The sequence below is a fragment of the Mesorhizobium sp. WSM4828 genome, assembly GCF_055811175.1.
The window spans coordinates 387,881-403,731 of sequence record NZ_JBVVQK010000001.1; the positions used below are offsets into that span (position 1 = coordinate 387,881).

Consider the following 15,851-nt stretch of genomic DNA (forward strand, 5'->3'; position numbering starts at 1 on the left):
ATCAGCTTAATGGTGGTCTCCACCTCGACTTTCGACTATAGCACGACGAAATGGCCCGGATCTGCCGCTCCAGATACCGGCCCGGCTATGTGCGTGGAGAAGCTTGTTGCCTATACTTGTCACCGGAGCCGCGGGCTTCATTGGCAGTCACGTTTGCCACCATCTCCTCGACCGGGGAGAAGCGGTTGTCGGTGTCGACAACATGAACGACTATTACGACCTGGCGCTCAAAAAGGGGCGGCTTGCCCGCCTTCTGCCCCATAAGGATTTTTCGTTCCACCAGATCGATATTGCCGAACAGGGCGCGCTTGCGGCCGCTTTGGCCGGGCAAGGCATCGTCAGGATCGTCCATCTCGCCGCGCAGGCGGGCGTGCGCCACTCACTCGACAATCCGCGGCTCTATATCCGCTCCAATGTCATGGGCCACCTCGAAGTGCTCGAATTCTGTCGCGCCGAACCGGCATTCGAGCATCTGGTCTATGCCTCGTCGAGCTCGGTGTATGGCGGCAACCGCAGCGTGCCGTTCAGCGAAGCCGATCAGGTCGACAAGCCCGTTTCGCTTTACGCTGCCACCAAGAAAACCGATGAGTTGATGAGCCACACCTACGCCCATCTGTTTGGTATACCGCAGACCGGCCTGCGGTTTTTCACGGTCTACGGTCCCTGGGGCCGTCCCGACATGGCCTATTGGATGTTCACCCAGGCGATGCTCGAGGGCAAGCCGATCCGGGTCTTCAACAATGGCGAAATGTGGCGCGATTTCACCTACATAGACGATGTTGTGAAGGCGGTTGTCGCCGTGCTCGACAAGCCGCCGTCGGCTGACGTTCCGCCGAACAGGCTCTACAATGTCGGCAACAACCGGCCGGTGCGGCTGGGCGACTTCATCGACATTCTGGAAAGGCTGCTCGAGGTCAAGGCAATCCGCCACAACGAGCCGATGCAGGCGAGCGACGTCGAGAAGACTTACGCCGACATGACCGCGCTGGAGCGGGATTTCGGCTTCAGGCCTAGCGTTTCGATAGAGGACGGGCTGAAGAAGTTTGTCGACTGGTACCGGCCGTACTCGAAGCAGTGATTTGCACCGCTCGCCGTGACGCCTTCATGCGTGACACCTGGAGTGGCGCGCAAGTCGGTCCGCAAAAGCATCATTTTATCCTAACATCCTGTTAACCACATGCTTGCTGAAACATATCCGATTAACCTTTGAGGCGCTTATGACCGCTATGTTTCGTGGCTTGCTGTTCAGTATGAGCTGTGTGGATGTGCGGATTCGGGGGCTATTTCGGTTCAGTCCGGGATGCGGAAGCTTTGCTTGCGCGCATGACGTCTGCGATCGCCCATCGCGGGCCGGATGAACAAGGGAAATTCGTAGCGCCCGAGGCTGGACTTGGGCATGCGCGGCTGTCGGTGATTGGAATTGGTGATGGCCAGCAGCCGATGTCCGACGAAACCGGCAATTTGACGATTGCGTTCAACGGCGAGATCTTCAACTACGTGGAATTGCGGGAAGGGCTGCTGGCCAAAGGCCGACGCTTCCGCACGTCGAGCGATACAGAAGTTCTCCTGCAGCTGTATGACGAGATGGGCGAAGACTGCCTGTCGCTCCTGAACGGCGATTTCGCCTTCGCGATTTGGGATAACCGGCGGCGGCGGATGGTGCTTGCAAGAGACCGCATGGGTGTTAGGCCGCTGTTCTACACCAGCAAGGACGGGGTGCTCTACTTTGCGTCGGAGATAAAAGCCCTGCTGAAGGTACCCGGCATCTCGGCTGAAATCGATCCGATTGCACTCGACCAGATCTTTACCCTGTGGGCGCCGATAGCTCCACGCACGGCTTTCCGCAACATCCACGAGCTGGAGCCGGCAAGCGTGATGATCGCGACACAGGGGCAAGTGACGGTCAAACCATATTGGCACCTGGACTACCCGTATCCGGATACGCCATCGAAGATCACCAATGAGGACGACGCGGCCGAGGAACTGCAGGCCCTTTTGACCGACGCGGTGAGGCTTCGCATGCGCGCCGACGTGCCGGTCGGTTCTTACCTTTCGGGCGGGCTCGATTCATCCCTCGTTTCGGCACTCGCGGCCGGCATGACTCCTCTTAAGCTGCAGACATTTTCCGTGACGTTCGACAGCGCCGAGCATGACGAAAGCGCCTTCCAGACCGAAATGGCGTCAGCACTTGGCACGCGTCATCGAACCATAGCCTGCCGTGCCGGCGATATCGCCGGTGTGTTTCCCGAAGTCATTCGCTTTACCGAGCGGCCGATCATCCGCACCGCCCCGGCGCCCCTCTATCAACTGTCCGGCCTCGTTCGCCAGGCCGGTTTGAAAGTAGTGCTGACAGGTGAAGGCGCCGACGAGGTCTTTGCCGGCTATGATGTCTTCAAGGAAGCGCGGGTTCGCCGTTTCTGCGCACGACAGCCGGCATCGCGCATAAGGCCACAACTGTTCCGCAAGCTTTATCCCTATCTGCCGGGCCTGCAACAGCAGTCCGTGGAGTACCTGGCTGCGTTCTTCGGCACCGGCAGCGCTGCCCTGGACGATCCGCTGTTCTCGCATCGGCCGCGCTTCAAGACCACATCAGCGGCCAAGATGTTCTTCTCCGGTGACCTGCGCGCGACATTGAAGGGCTATGACGCAGCCGAGGAATTGGCCAGCCGGTTGCCTGAGGCGTTTTCCCGGTGGCATCCGCTGCACCAGGCGCAATATCTCGAAACCCGCTTTCTCCTGCCGGGCTACATCCTCTCCAGCCAGGGCGATCGCATGGCCATGGCGCACGGTATCGAGGGGCGGTTCCCCTTCCTTGACCATCGCATGGTAGAGTTTGCGGCAAGACTTCCGCCGGAGATGAAGCTGAAGGGACTGGTGGAAAAACATATATTGCGCAAAGCTGCCAACCACCTGCTTCCGACGGCCATCCGCGAGCGCACCAAACAGCCTTACCGGGCGCCGGAAGCCCGCTCCTTCGTTGGAGCGGGAGAACTGGACTACGTACGCGACTCGCTGAGCGAAGCGAGTATCGCCGCCGGAGGACTATTCAACGCCAAGGCGGTGGCGAACCTGCACGAGAAATGCCGCTTGCAGCCAGCGTCCGGATTCCGCGACAATGCGGCTTTCGTCGGCATTTTGTCGACGCAACTGTGGCAGAAGATTTTCACCGGCGAAAAGGTCGGTGCAGCACGAGCGGCCTGAGAAATCGAGGGAATGAAGAAATCATGGTAGCAATCAAGGACAAGGTCAAAACCTTTATCGTCGACAACTTCCTGTTCGGGGACACGTCCTACGAGCTTGCAGACTCCGCATCACTGATCGAGAACGGCATCATCGACTCGACGGCCGTGTTGGAGCTAGTGGCATTCATAGAGGATGATTTCGGCATAGCGATGGTCGATGCCGACATCGTACCGGCCAATCTGGATTCGATTGACCGCATCTCAGCCTTCATCAAGGCAAAAGCAGAAGCGCTGGCAGCTTAGGCGCCATCGGCGAGGAGCGTCCGTGCGGATCGAACATTTTCTGACGGCGAAGGCCGCTGCCCATCCAGCCAAAACGGCATTGATCACCGAGCACAAAAGGCTGTGCTACGAAGAGCTGGACGATCTCTCGAGCCGCCTGGCCGCCGCCCTTTTCATGAATGGCATCAGGCGCGACGACCGGGTGCTGATCTTCATGGACAATTGCTGGGAGGCTGCGGTTTCGATTTTCGCAGTTCTTAAAGCAGGCGCGACTTTCAGTCCGATCAACGCATCCACCAAGGCCGAAAAGCTGGCCTACATCATCGCCGATTGCGATGCCGCTGCGATCCTCACGCAAGCAAAACTGATGCCCGTGGTCGCCGAGGCGTCCGGATCCTCCGGCAAGACGTCCTCCGGCAAGACCGGCATCTTCGTGGCTTCCACCGTTGCCGCCGATAACCAATGCCCGGCAGGAGCCACATCGCTGGCGGATTGCTTGACGTTCCAAGCCAGGGAGATCGACCATCGCGGCGTTGACGTCGATCTTGCGATGTTGATCTACACCTCCGGCTCGACCGGCCGCCCCAAGGGCGTGATGATGACGCACCGCAATTGCGACGCGGCGGCCGACTCCATCACCACCTACCTGCGCAACTCGCCCGACGACATCATCTTGAATGTTCTGCCCCTCGCTTTCGACTACGGCCTTTACCAATTGCTGATGGCAGTCAGGCTCGGCGCCACGCTCGTGCTCGAGAAGTCCTTCGCTTTTCCCCAGGCGGTCTTTGAGCGCATCCGCCAGGAAGGCGTCACCGGGCTTCCGCTCGTGCCCACGATGGCAGCGATGATCCTGCAGATGAGGGATCTGGCACCGGGCTTCCTGCCCAGCCTTCGCTATATTTCCAACACGGCGGCTGCCTTGCCGCCGCCTCACATAGAACGCCTTCGGTTCCTTTTCCCTGGTGTCAGGCTCTATTCGATGTATGGCCTGACAGAATGCAAGCGCTGCACCTATCTGCCGCCCGAGGAACTCGACCGCCGGCCGGGCTCGGTCGGAATAGCCATTCCGAACACCGAAGCCTTTGTCGTCGACGACGAGGGGCAACGGGTGCCGCCGGGCGTAGCAGGTGAGCTGGTTATTCGCGGGCCGCACGTCATGCAGGGTTATTGGCGAAACGAAGCTGCGACGGCACGAGCCCTGCGCCCGGGTCCGAACCCTTGGGAGAAGGTTCTCTACACCGGCGATCTGTTCAGGGCCGATGAGGAAGGCTTTCTCTATTTCGTCGGCCGCAAGGACGACATCATAAAGTCGCGGGGAGAGAAGGTGGCGCCCAAGGAAGTGGAAGCCGTGCTTCACGCTCATCCGGGCATCGCGGAAGCGGTGGTTGTCGGTGTGCCGGATCCCGTGCTCGGGCATGCGATCGGCGCAGTTATCGTACGGTCCGACCCGGCGCTTAGCGAAAAGGATATCATACGCCACTGTGCACGCCACCTTGAGGACTTCATGGTCCCCAAGGTCATCGAGTTCCGCAGCGAGCTGCCGAAGACCGATACCGGCAAGGTCAGCCGTCGGCTTGCGGCAGAAACCATGGAGGCCGCGCAATGAATGTTCGCCCGACCGAGGATGCGCGGACCTTTCTGGCGCAGGCTCTGGCGATCGACCTGGCCACCGAAACGGACCGTATCGTAACGGCCTTACGCCAGCAGTTGCGCGGGCTTCGCAAGCGGGGCCTTGTGCTCGGTCTTTCGGGAGGGATCGATTCGAGCGTGTCGGTCGCGTTGGCGGCACGAGCCGTCGGCCCCAAGAATGTGCTTTGCCTGTTCATGCCGGAAAGCGATTCCGATCCTGAAAGTCTGCGGCTCGGCCGCCTCGTCGCCGAAACTTTCGGTGTCGAGGCTGTGACGGAGGATATCGCGCCGATCCTGCGCGCAATGGGCTGCTACAAGCGTCGCGATGCCTTCATCCGCGAATTGGTCCCGGAATACGGCGAAGGCTGGGCCTCGAAGATCGTGATCGCGAACGCGCTCCAGGGCGGGGGTTACAACATCTCATCCCTGGTGGTGCAGGATCCGGAAGGCAGGCAGACGAAACTGAGAATGCCGCTGCCTGTCTATCTCGGCGTCGTCGCCGCTACCAATATGAAGCAGCGCACCCGCAAGCAGATTGAATACTATCATGCGGATCGCTTGAACTTCGCCGTTCTTGGTACGCCGAACCGGCTGGAGTACGATCAGGGTTTCTTCGTGAAGAACGGTGACGGCGCCGCGGACGTCAAGCCGATCGCCCACCTCTACAAAACGCAGGTCTATGCGCTTGCGGCCCATCTCGGTGTTCCGGAGGAAATCCTGAACCGGCCTCCGACAACCGATACCTACTCGCTGGCTCAGACCCAGGAGGAGTTCTACTTCTCGCTTCCTTATGACCGTATGGATCTTTGCCTTTACGGTCTCAACAACGGCGTGGCGGCTGAGGTGGTGGGGCAGGCGGCGGGGTTGGCCGCCACACAAGTGGAACGTGTCTGGGCCGATATCATCGCCAAACGCAAGGCGACGCGTTATCTGCACCAGCGTCCGCAACTCGTTGATGACGTAGAGGAAATCGGTACCTGATAAACAGGTAAAGCGGTGTGCACGGTTCGATTTGAATGCGTCCGGCTTTAACTGAAACGGCTGCCGATCAACCGGCTCCACTGCTCGCCCGCAAGCCCGTTCAGGAAGACTTGCGAGTTCTTCATGGCGTCCAAAAGCTCTGGATCACGTGAATGTACCACCGTTGAGGCAACGGTCAGGAAAGCGATGCGTCGTCCAAGCATCGCCTCCAGAAGTGCAGGTTGAATGCGTCCGCGCAGGCCGCTGACGCTGCGCGCGGCGGCGTGATCGATCAGGCAGTCAATCACCGGGGCCGCCTGGCCGGGGAGGGCGAAGATCTGCAGCACGCGACCAATTTCATACTTCCGCGCGTAATAGGCGAAAGCGCCGACATTGGTGCCGACTGGCGACGTCACACAAACGTAGACAAGCTCGCCCAGATCCGGCTTTTGTGCCGCATCGGTCAGGATGTGGTCGAGTTGGCCTTTCGTCCAATCCGGCCGCAGGGCGAATTGAGCGGTAAACGGTTCGATGAGCCTGGCAAATGTGTGGCTGTCGATTTCGGATGTACGAAATGCTCCGTGGCCTGCCCCGTCCACCGCCACACCCGACCAACGTCGTTCGCTGGACGTCATCCTCCTGCAATAAAATCGGTCGACTGTACGCGCCAACGGATTGAGCATTCGCGCAAGCGCCAAGCGATTGGCGGAAAGGCTAAGCATGAAGGCCGCGGGGCGCATCACGCGGACCCAGTCAAGGCTGTATTGCGGCAGGACCACACCGCGCAGCCGGGTCCACAATTTCACGGAAATATCGTTGGCCGTCTCGCTGAAGGAGATGTCCTGCGGACCATCCAGGTAAGCTTTCAGCAAGCGGGCGCCGGCCAGCGGGTCATGCTCATGGTCCTCGACCATGAGCGAGCTACAGATTGCCGCGCGTAGTCGTCGGCCGTTGAACGTCATCGGCAGGACGTGGACGCCGACAAATCCGGAGACGCGACCGGCGTCGTTGACATGGACAAGCGACCGGAGGTTGTCTCCGCAACCGGGCGCATCCAGATAAAACCGTTTCATGTATTCCACGAGAGAGGCCGGCGCTTCGGTCCTCTCCTTCAACAGCACGCGCTGAAACATGTTCGCAACTGCCGGGAGGTCGGCGCCTTGCAAGGCGCGAATGACGCTCAAACCCGGCTCCCGCCACCAAAGTCCCGTCCACCGAGCTTCCGGGCCAAGGCGACACGAGGCACGAGAACATCGGACGCGAGTTCCAACTCGACGCCCATGAAGCCGTGCAACCTCGGCCAGTTGCGATCGCCCCGGTGACCGAACGGATTGCTGAATTGCTGCGGCAAGGTGGAACCCTTTGCTTGACCGACGAAAAACCGGCGTCATTGCTGCTAGCAGATTCAGGTAAACCGATATTAAAGTCGTTCCTTTGAATGGTAGCGAACCGGGTTTGTCCGGCCCCATACCTGGACATCAGCAATTTCGTTCCTGGCGGAATTTATACAACCCGCGGGCATGAGTTGCGTGCTCCACGTCGAACTGTTTTCGGCTAGCCAAAGTTTCGCGCGGCGGCTCTTGACTGGGAGCGCGGGCGTAATACGGTGAGGACAAATACCGGCTCTGACCGCCGGGCGGCAAGAATGCCTCGTATGCCTCGCCTTGCGGCGGTGGCTGCGGGGCATTGTCATTTTGAGGCTTTGCTTGAAACGGCATATCGAGATCGGCATTCTCTATTCGCGGTCCGGCAACTACCGACTGGTGTCCGAATCCTGCCGTGCGGGTGCGATGAACGCCATTGCCGACCTCAATGCCGATCCCGCTATCCCGTTCGAATTCGTCCCGGTCGAGCGCGACCCGCAGGGTAACATCGATCGGTATGCAAGCGGCTGCGCGGACATTCTCGCCAACAGCGGCGCGCGTCACATCATTGGCTGCGTCACCTCGTGGAGCCGCAAGGAGGTCATCCCAATCCTGGAAAGGGCAGGCGGCACGCTCTGGTACGCCTGCCCGTACGAGGGCTTCGAAGCCAACGAGCATGTCGTCTACACGCACGCCTGCCCCAATCAGCATCTCGTACCGCTGCTTGCCTATGTCGTGCCTCGTTTCGGCGCCGACGGCTTCCTGCTCGGCTCCAACTACATCTGGGGTTGGGAGACTAACCGCGTGGCGCGCGACCTGATTGCGGACGCCGGCGGCAAGGTGCTGGGCGAACGCTATCTGCCGCTCGGCGAGGTCGATGTTGCGCGGCTGATCGCGGAGATACAGGCGACGAGACCTGATTTCATTCTGAACAATCTCATCGGCCCTTCTTCTTATGTCTTCATCGCTGCCTATGCCGAGCTTGGCCGGCGCGACCCGCATTTCAGGCCGGAGCGTTGCCCGATCCTGTCCTGCAATCTCACGGAATGCGAATTGCCGGCGCTCAACGGGGCAGGCGATGGCCATCTTTCCGTTGGGCCCTATTTTCATGACATCTCGGGGGCGGATCGCGGAGCGGCTTCAGTGTCTTCCGTCATGCCTGCCTCATCCTTCGAGGCGGCGGCTCATGCCTCGGTGCGCACCCTCGCCGAGATCCTCACCCGCAGCCCCGATGCACAATGGATGGATCTTCCCAAGGTCTTTGCCGAAACATCATTTCGAACGCCGCTGGGCGACATCGCCATCGACCCGCAAACCCAGCACACTACCTTGCCGGTGCAGATCGGACGTATCGATGGAACATCGTTCAAAACGGTCACGCTGACGAAGGGCGTGGCACCCGATCCCTACCTTTCCCGCTATGACCGGACGGAGACGTTCGGGCGGCCACGCCTGCGGGTGGTGTCGTGAGCAAGATGGCGCGTATCCCGAACCTTGGAGGCGCCAGGGCTTTTGTCCTGCATCGTCCACATCCGATCGTGCAGGCGATCACAAGGCAATTGTCGGCCATCGGCCTTGAGGCGATTGGCTTCTGGCCGGAACTGCCGGCCGAAGCCTTGGCGGCGGACTTCGTTTTCTTCGACGTCGACCTCGGCTTTGACGAGCAATTTCCATGGAAGCCGGGCGAGGCACCAATGCCGCTGATAGCACTGATCGGCTCCGAGGCGCCGGGGCGTGTCGAATGGGCACTGTCGCACAAGGCCGATGCCCAATTGCTGAAACCGGTCGGCAATGCCGGCGTCTATAGCGCGCTTTTGATCGCAAGGCAGAGTTTCGAGGCGCGCAAGCTTCTGGCCAGCGAGATTGCCTCGCTTCGTCAGCGGGTCGCGGAGCGCCAGACCATCGTACGCGCCGTGGAGGTCTTGTCGAAGGGCGCCGAGGACGGCCGTGCCTATGCGCAGCTCCGCTCGCTGGCGATGAGCTGGCAAATCAGCGTCGAGGACGCCGCGCGCAGGATCGTGGCGATGACACAGGAAGAAGGCGACGATGACCAATCCGAACGCGCCTGAGCTTTCAGCCGCCGGGCGTATGCCAGCCAAGCCTCGCGCCGGCGTCTGGCGACGTCTGCTAAAACGGCCTCTCGCTTTGCTCGGCCTCGGGATTGTTGCCGTTGTCTTGACCGGCGCCATTCTTGCACCGTGGCTGACAGGCTACGATCCGAATGAGCAGATGTTCGACGGGCTCACGCTTGAAGGCGCGCCACTGCCGCCGGGAGCCCAGTTCTGGCTGGGCACCGACCTGCTTGGCCGCGATCTGCTGACCCGTCTCCTCTTCGGCGCGCGCACGTCGCTGATCATCGGCATCGTCGCCAATGGCGTGGCGCTTCTGATCGGCACGCTGGTCGGCATCACCGCCGGCTATTTCCGCGGCCGGATCGGCAGCGCGCTTATGCGCTTCACCGATCTGATGATGGCTTTCCCGGCGCTGCTGCTCGCCATCTGCCTGGCGGCGGTGCTCCAGCCGAGCCTGTGGATCGTCGCCATGGTGATCGCACTGGTGAACTGGGTGCAGACCGCCCGCGTCATCTATACCGAGACAAGTTCGCTCTCCGAGCGCGAGTTCATCGATGCCGAGCGCACCATCGGCGCAAGCGCTCCACGCATCCTGTTTCGTCATATCCTGCCGCACCTTTTGCCGACGATCATCGTCTGGGGCACGCTCGGCATCTCGACAACGGTGCTTCTGGAAGCGACGCTCAGCTATCTCGGCATCGGCGTGCAACCGCCGACCGCGTCCTGGGGCAACATCATCTTCGAAAACCAAACCTATTTCCAGGCAGCGCCCTGGCTGGTTTTCTTTCCGGGTGCGGCGATCCTGGCGCTGGCACTAGCCTTTAACCTGGTCGGCGATGCGTTGCGCGACGTCCTCGATCCGACGCAAAGGGGGCGGGCATGATCGCCTATCTCGGCCGCCGCGTTGTCCAGTCCGTGCTCATCTTGCTCGGCGTCTCTCTGATCACCTTTGCGCTGCTCTATCTGCTGCCCGCCGATCCCGTCCGCCAGATCGCCGGCCGCAGTGCCACGCCCGAGACGGTCGAGAACATCCGCCGGCAGCTCGGCCTCGACCAGCCCTTTGTCGTCCAGTACTGGCACTACCTGACCAGCCTCCTCAGCGGCGATCTGGGGCGCTCCTACATTCAGCGCTCGGAGGTCACGGAGCTTATCGTCTCGCGGCTGCCGGCAAGCCTGCTGCTGATGGTCGGCGCCATTGCCTGCGAAGTCGTGATCGGGCTGACGATGGGCCTCATCGCCGCCGTCAAGCGTGGCACCGCAACCGACCAGTCGCTGATGGTCGCCTCCTTCGTCGGCGTCTCGGCGCCGCAATTCGTTGTTGGCCTGCTGCTGCTCTATGTGTTCGCGGTCCGGCTCGGCTGGTTCCCGATCGGCGGTTACGGCACCTGGCGTCATCTGGTGCTGCCATCGCTGACCATGGGAATTCTCGGTGCCGGCTGGTACGCCCGCATGATGCGCTCGTCAATGATCGACGTGCTGCGCCAGGATTACGTGCGTACCGCGCGTGCCAAGGGTCTTGCACGCAGCGCCATTATCTTCCGCCACGCGCTGCCCAACGCCATCCTGCCGGTCATCGCCATGATCGGCATCGACATCGGCATCTTCATGGGCGGCATCGTGGTTGTCGAAAGCGTGTTCGGCTGGCCAGGCATCGGCCAGCTGGCCTGGCAGGCCATTCAGCGCATCGATATTCCGATCATCATGGGGGTCACCCTGGTTTCGGCTTTTGCCATCGTGCTTGGTAATCTCCTGGCCGACACCGTCGCACCGTTCATCGATCCACGCATCAAGCTCAGATGAAAACCAAGAAAAACCAAAGAAGGGAACATGACATGAGAAAATATCTGATATCGACCGTGGCGGCATCGGCGCTTGCGCTGGTGCTTGGCATGACAAGCGTACGCGCCGAAGACGCCGTCGATCCGAACGCCAAGCAGGGCGGCGCGATTATCATCACCTACAAGGACGACGTCGCCACGCTCGATCCAGCCATCGGCTATGACTGGCAGAACTGGTCGATGATCAAGAGCCTGTTCGACGGGCTGATGGACTACGAGCCGGGCACCACCAACCTGCGGCCCGACCTTGCCGAGAGCTACGAGATTGCGCCCGACGGCAAGACCTTCACCTTCAAACTGCGCCAGGGAGTGAAGTTCCACAATGGCCGCGAGATGACCGCCGACGACGTGAAATATTCGCTCGACCGGGTCACCAATCCAAAGACACAGAGCCCGGGTGCCGGCTTCTTCGGCTCGATCAAAGGCTATGACGACGTCGCTGCCGGCAAGGCGGAAAGCCTGGCCGGCATAACCGTCGTCGATCCCTACACGATCAAGTTCGAGCTGACGCGGCCCGACGCCACCTTCCTGCATGTCATGGCCATCAACTTCTCGCATGTCGTGCCGAAGGAAGAGGTCGAAAAATACGGCGCGGACTTCGGAAAGCATCCGGTCGGCACCGGCGCCTTCAAGCTCGCCGAATGGACACTCGGCCAGCGCGTGGTCTTCGAGCGCAACCCGGATTACTGGCACAAGGGTCTGCCGCATCTCGACAAGATCACCTTTGAGATCGGCCAGGAGCCGATCGTGGCGCTGCTGCGGCTCCAGAAAGGCGAGATCGACGTTCCCGGCGACGGCATTCCGCCGGCGAAATTCCAGGAGGTCATGGCCGATCCCGAGCAGAAGGCCCGTGTCGTCGAGGGCGGCCAGTTGCACACCGGCTATGTCACCATGAATACCACCATGGCGCCCTTCGACAATGTGAAGGTGCGGCAGGCGGTCAACATGGCGATCAATAAGGACCGCGTCGTCCAGCTGATCAACAACCGTGCGGTGCCGGCCAATCAGCCGTTGCCGCCGTCGATGCCTGGCTACGACAAGGAATTCAAGGGCTATCCCTATGACGTGGCCAAGGCCAAGGCCTTGCTTGCCGAGGCCGGGCATCCCGACGGATTTGACACGCAGCTGTTTGCCATGAACACCGATCCCAACCCGCGCATCGCGCAGGCCATTCAGCAGGATCTGGCGGCGGTCGGCATCAAGGCCAGCATCCAGTCGCTCGCGCAGGCCAACGTCATCGCCGCCGGCGGCGACAAGGCCGGTGCGCCGATGATCTGGTCCGGTGGCATGGCCTGGATCGCCGACTTCCCCGATCCGTCGAACTTCTACGGCCCGATCCTCGGCTGTGCTGGTGCCGTCCCGGGCGGCTGGAACTGGTCGTGGTATTGCAACAAGGAGCTCGACGCCAAGGCAGCAGAAGCCGACTCCATCGTCGACCCGGCCAAGGCTGGCGAACGAGCCAAGATGTGGAGCGAGATCTACCGCAAGATTATGGAAGACGCGCCCTGGGCACCGGTCTTCAACGAGCAGCGTTTCACCATGAAATCAACCCGCATGGGTGGCGCCGACAACCTCTATGTCGACCCGGTCCACATCCCGATCAACTACGACAATGTGTATGTGACCGATGTGCAATAACTGCGACTACACCATCCATGGGCGCCACCATCATTTCGGCTGGGACAATTCCTTTGTCCCGGCCGAACGAGTGGCGCCAGGGTCGACGATCGAGTTCCAGTGCCTGGACTCGTCCGGCGGGCAGCTGACGATGGAGAGCACCATCGACGACGTTGCTTTGCTCGACTTTGCCAAGGTGAACCCGGTCACTGGGCCAATCTATGTCGACGGGGCAGAACCGGGCGATGCCCTGAAAATCACCATCGAGGCGTTCAAGCCGTCGGGCTTCGGCTGGACGGCGAATATCCCGGGATTCGGTCTGCTGGCGGATGACTTCACTCAACCGGCACTGAATATCTGGAAGTACGATGCCGCGTCGCTCGAACCGGCGCTGTTCGGCAAGAGCGGCCGGGTGCCGCTCAAGCCCTTCGCCGGCACCATCGGCAATGCCCCGGCTGAGCCGGGTCTGCATTCGGTGATCCCGCCGCGGCGCGTGGGCGGCAATCTGGACATCCGCGATCTTGCCGCCGGCGCGGTGCTCTACCTGCCCATAGAGGTCGCGGGAGCGTTGTTCTCGGTCGGCGACACGCACGCCGCGCAAGGCGACGGCGAGGTCTGCGGCACGGCGATCGAGAGCCCGATGAACGCCGTGCTGACGCTCGATCTGGTCAAGGATGCCCGGCTGCGGACGCCGCGTTTCACGACGCCCGGTCCGGTGTCGCGACATCTCGACGCCAAGGGCTATGAGGTGACAACCGGTATCGGGCCGGATCTGATGAACGGCGCCAGGAGCGCCGTCTCGCAGATGATCGACCTGCTCTCTGGCCGCTACGGTATGGATCCGATAGACGCCTACATGCTCGTGTCGGTTTGCGGTGACCTGCGCATCAGCGAGATCGTCGACATGCCCAACTGGGTGGTTTCTTTCTACTTCCCCCGCTGCGTCTTTGAATGAAGGTGGAGGACATCAAACGATCCGGGCAGGCCGCCGCGGAGAGTGGCTCCATCAGGCCGGTACTCAGCGTCTCAGGTCTGAGCGTCACCGTGCGTGGTGAGGAGGGCGAGCGCGACGTCGTTTCCGACCTCACATTCGACCTGATGCGCGGCGAAACGCTTTGCATTGCCGGCGAGTCCGGTTCCGGCAAGTCGATGACGGCGCTGGCCATCATGGGCTTGCTGCCGCAGCCGGCGGCACGCATCGGATCAGGCTTCATCCGGCTCGGCGATCAGGATCTCGCGGCTCTCAGCGAGAGCGGCATGCGCCGCATCCGCGGCGACCGTATTGCCATGATCTTCCAGGAACCGATGACATCGCTCAATCCGGTTCTGTCCGTCGGCCGTCAGCTCACGGAGGCGATCGAGGCACACACCTCGCTGTCGCGCTCCGAGTCTCGGCTGAGGGCGCTAGAGGCGCTGAAGGCAGTCCGAATTCCGGATGCCGAACGGCGGCTCGAGCACTATCCGCACGAACTCTCAGGCGGCATGCGCCAGCGCGTGATGATTGCCATGGCTCTGGCCCTGAACCCGGATGTGCTGATCGCCGATGAACCGACGACTGCTCTCGACGTCACGGTTCAGGGCGAGGTGCTGGAGTTGCTGCGTGACCTGCAGCGCGAGCACGGCACTAGCGTTATCCTGATCACGCACGACATGGGCGTCGTCGCCGAGATGGCGGACCGCGTCATCATCATGCGCGATGGCCGGATGGTCGAGCAGGGCAGGGCGGCCGACATCTTTAATCGCCCGCAGGCCGACTATACGCGCGAGCTTCTGGCCGCCGTGCCGCGCATCGGCGGAGGACGGACCGCCGAAGACCGACAAGACGCCGCCAACATGCCGGCCGAGCTTGTATCTGTCAGCGATCTTCACGTCCGCTTCGACCTGCACGGCGGCTTCTTCGGCCGCGTCGACCGCAGGGTGCACGCGGTCGAAGGCGTCAGTTTCTCGATCGCGCCGCACGAAACCCTGTCGCTGGTCGGCGAATCGGGCTGCGGCAAGTCGACGACGGCCAAGGCGATCGCCGGGCTGGTGCCCTACACTGGCAGCATTTCAATCGGCGGCCACGACTTGTCTGCGCTCAGCCGCAAGGAGCGCAAGGCTGTACGCCGCAATGTGCAGATGATCTTTCAGGATCCCTTCGCGTCCCTCGACCCGCGCATGCGAGTAGGCGATCTCGTCGCCGAGCCTCTGCTGATCCACGGCCTCGGCGACAGAGAGCAACGGCATGCCCAGATCGCCACCCTGTTCGAACGCGTCGGCCTCTCCGCTGACCAGATGGAGCGCTACCCCCACGAATTCTCCGGCGGGCAGCGCCAGCGAATCTGCATTGCACGAGCGCTGGCGCTGCGACCGAAGCTGATCATTGCCGACGAAAGTGTTTCTGCCCTCGACGTATCGGTGCAGGCGCGCGTGCTAAGATTGCTGAAGGAGCTGCAGCGCGAATTCGGCGTCGCATATCTCTTCATCTCGCACGATATGGCAGTGGTGGAGAACATCTCTGATCGCGTGGCGGTAATGTATCTGGGGCAGATCGTCGAGATGGGCACCCGCGACCAGATATTCTCCAACCCGCGCCATCCTTACACAAAGCGGCTGATCGAAGCCGTTCCGGTTCCCGATCCGGGCCGGCGCCGCGCCCGGTTCGCCCGTTTGGACAGCGAAATTCCAAGCGCTGTGCGGCGCATCGGTGACGAGCCCCGGAAACTCAAGCTCGAAGATGTTGGCGACGGCCACCTCGTCGCCACTTGATCGAGCTTAGGCTGCCTCGTCCAGCCAATCCCGCAGAGGCTCGGGGACAGCTGCATATGTGATGTTCGAGCGTCGGAAAACGATCGGCGATGGCGCTGCCGCGGCAGCGCCGTTCGGCGATGCCGAGTTGGCAGTTTACATCTGACATGTTAGCATGCT

The 15,851-nt window shown here is 61.5% G+C and carries 13 protein-coding genes; 12 read left to right on the forward strand and 1 reads right to left on the reverse strand.

From position 1 onward, the window contains the following. The first annotated feature begins 106 nt into the window (after window positions 1-106). From AC0L2X_RS01985 to nadE, 5 genes are all read left to right on the forward strand, one after another. On the forward strand, window positions 107-1,078 hold the full coding sequence (locus tag AC0L2X_RS01985; RefSeq protein ID WP_473553416.1) for an NAD-dependent epimerase/dehydratase family protein: 972 nt from the start codon (window positions 107-109) through the stop codon (window positions 1,076-1,078). 185 nt (window positions 1,079-1,263) lie between these two features. Beyond that, entirely contained in the window at window positions 1,264-3,201 is a 1,938-nt protein-coding gene (asnB, locus tag AC0L2X_RS01990; RefSeq protein ID WP_473553417.1) for an asparagine synthase (glutamine-hydrolyzing), read from the forward strand. Window positions 3,202-3,221: 20 nt separating this feature from the next. Next, a complete protein-coding gene (locus AC0L2X_RS01995; RefSeq protein WP_254818658.1) occupies window positions 3,222-3,485 on the forward strand; it encodes an acyl carrier protein in 264 nt (87 codons plus the stop codon). 22 nt (window positions 3,486-3,507) lie between these two features. Then, the gene (locus AC0L2X_RS02000) at window positions 3,508-5,070 is read left to right on the forward strand and encodes a class I adenylate-forming enzyme family protein (RefSeq protein ID WP_473553419.1); all 1,563 of its coding nucleotides are present in this window, start codon (window positions 3,508-3,510) and stop codon (window positions 5,068-5,070) included. Continuing rightward, the gene (gene nadE, locus AC0L2X_RS02005; RefSeq protein ID WP_473553420.1) at window positions 5,067-6,074 is read left to right on the forward strand and encodes an NAD(+) synthase; all 1,008 of its coding nucleotides are present in this window, start codon (window positions 5,067-5,069) and stop codon (window positions 6,072-6,074) included. Before AC0L2X_RS02000 ends, nadE begins: the two co-directional genes overlap by 4 nt. Before the next feature lie 47 nt (window positions 6,075-6,121). Here nadE and AC0L2X_RS02010 read toward each other — a convergent pair whose 3' ends face one another. Continuing rightward, window positions 6,122-7,237, reverse strand: a complete 1,116-nt coding sequence (locus tag AC0L2X_RS02010; protein WP_473553422.1) for a hypothetical protein — start codon at window positions 7,235-7,237, stop codon at window positions 6,122-6,124. 522 nt (window positions 7,238-7,759) lie between these two features. On the opposite strand from AC0L2X_RS02010, the gene AC0L2X_RS02015 reads away from it, so the two are divergent. The 7 genes from AC0L2X_RS02015 to AC0L2X_RS02045 are packed head-to-tail and all read left to right on the forward strand — an operon-like array spanning window position 7,760 to window position 15,692. Beyond that, window positions 7,760-8,887: a transporter substrate-binding protein gene (locus tag AC0L2X_RS02015; RefSeq protein WP_473553423.1), complete on the forward strand. Its 1,128-nt coding sequence runs from the start codon at window positions 7,760-7,762 to the stop codon at window positions 8,885-8,887. Next, window positions 8,884-9,486: an ANTAR domain-containing response regulator gene (locus tag AC0L2X_RS02020; RefSeq protein WP_473599236.1), complete on the forward strand. Its 603-nt coding sequence runs from the start codon at window positions 8,884-8,886 to the stop codon at window positions 9,484-9,486. Before AC0L2X_RS02015 ends, AC0L2X_RS02020 begins: the two co-directional genes overlap by 4 nt. A 19-nt stretch (window positions 9,487-9,505) precedes the next feature. After that, window positions 9,506-10,372 carry an ABC transporter permease gene (locus AC0L2X_RS02025; RefSeq protein ID WP_473553684.1) on the forward strand — a complete coding sequence of 289 codons (867 nt, stop codon included), beginning with the start codon at window positions 9,506-9,508 and terminating at the stop codon, window positions 10,370-10,372. Next, entirely contained in the window at window positions 10,369-11,289 is a 921-nt protein-coding gene (locus tag AC0L2X_RS02030) for an ABC transporter permease (protein WP_352489639.1), read from the forward strand. The genes AC0L2X_RS02025 and AC0L2X_RS02030 overlap by 4 nt, the downstream gene beginning before the upstream one ends. Before the next feature lie 32 nt (window positions 11,290-11,321). Next, window positions 11,322-12,965: an ABC transporter substrate-binding protein gene (locus tag AC0L2X_RS02035; RefSeq protein ID WP_473553426.1), complete on the forward strand. Its 1,644-nt coding sequence runs from the start codon at window positions 11,322-11,324 to the stop codon at window positions 12,963-12,965. Continuing rightward, the gene (locus AC0L2X_RS02040; RefSeq protein ID WP_473553427.1) at window positions 12,955-13,899 is read left to right on the forward strand and encodes an acetamidase/formamidase family protein; all 945 of its coding nucleotides are present in this window, start codon (window positions 12,955-12,957) and stop codon (window positions 13,897-13,899) included. Before AC0L2X_RS02035 ends, AC0L2X_RS02040 begins: the two co-directional genes overlap by 11 nt. Beyond that, window positions 13,896-15,692: an ABC transporter ATP-binding protein gene (locus AC0L2X_RS02045; RefSeq protein WP_352489642.1), complete on the forward strand. Its 1,797-nt coding sequence runs from the start codon at window positions 13,896-13,898 to the stop codon at window positions 15,690-15,692. Before AC0L2X_RS02040 ends, AC0L2X_RS02045 begins: the two co-directional genes overlap by 4 nt. Window positions 15,693-15,851 lie beyond the last annotated feature (159 nt).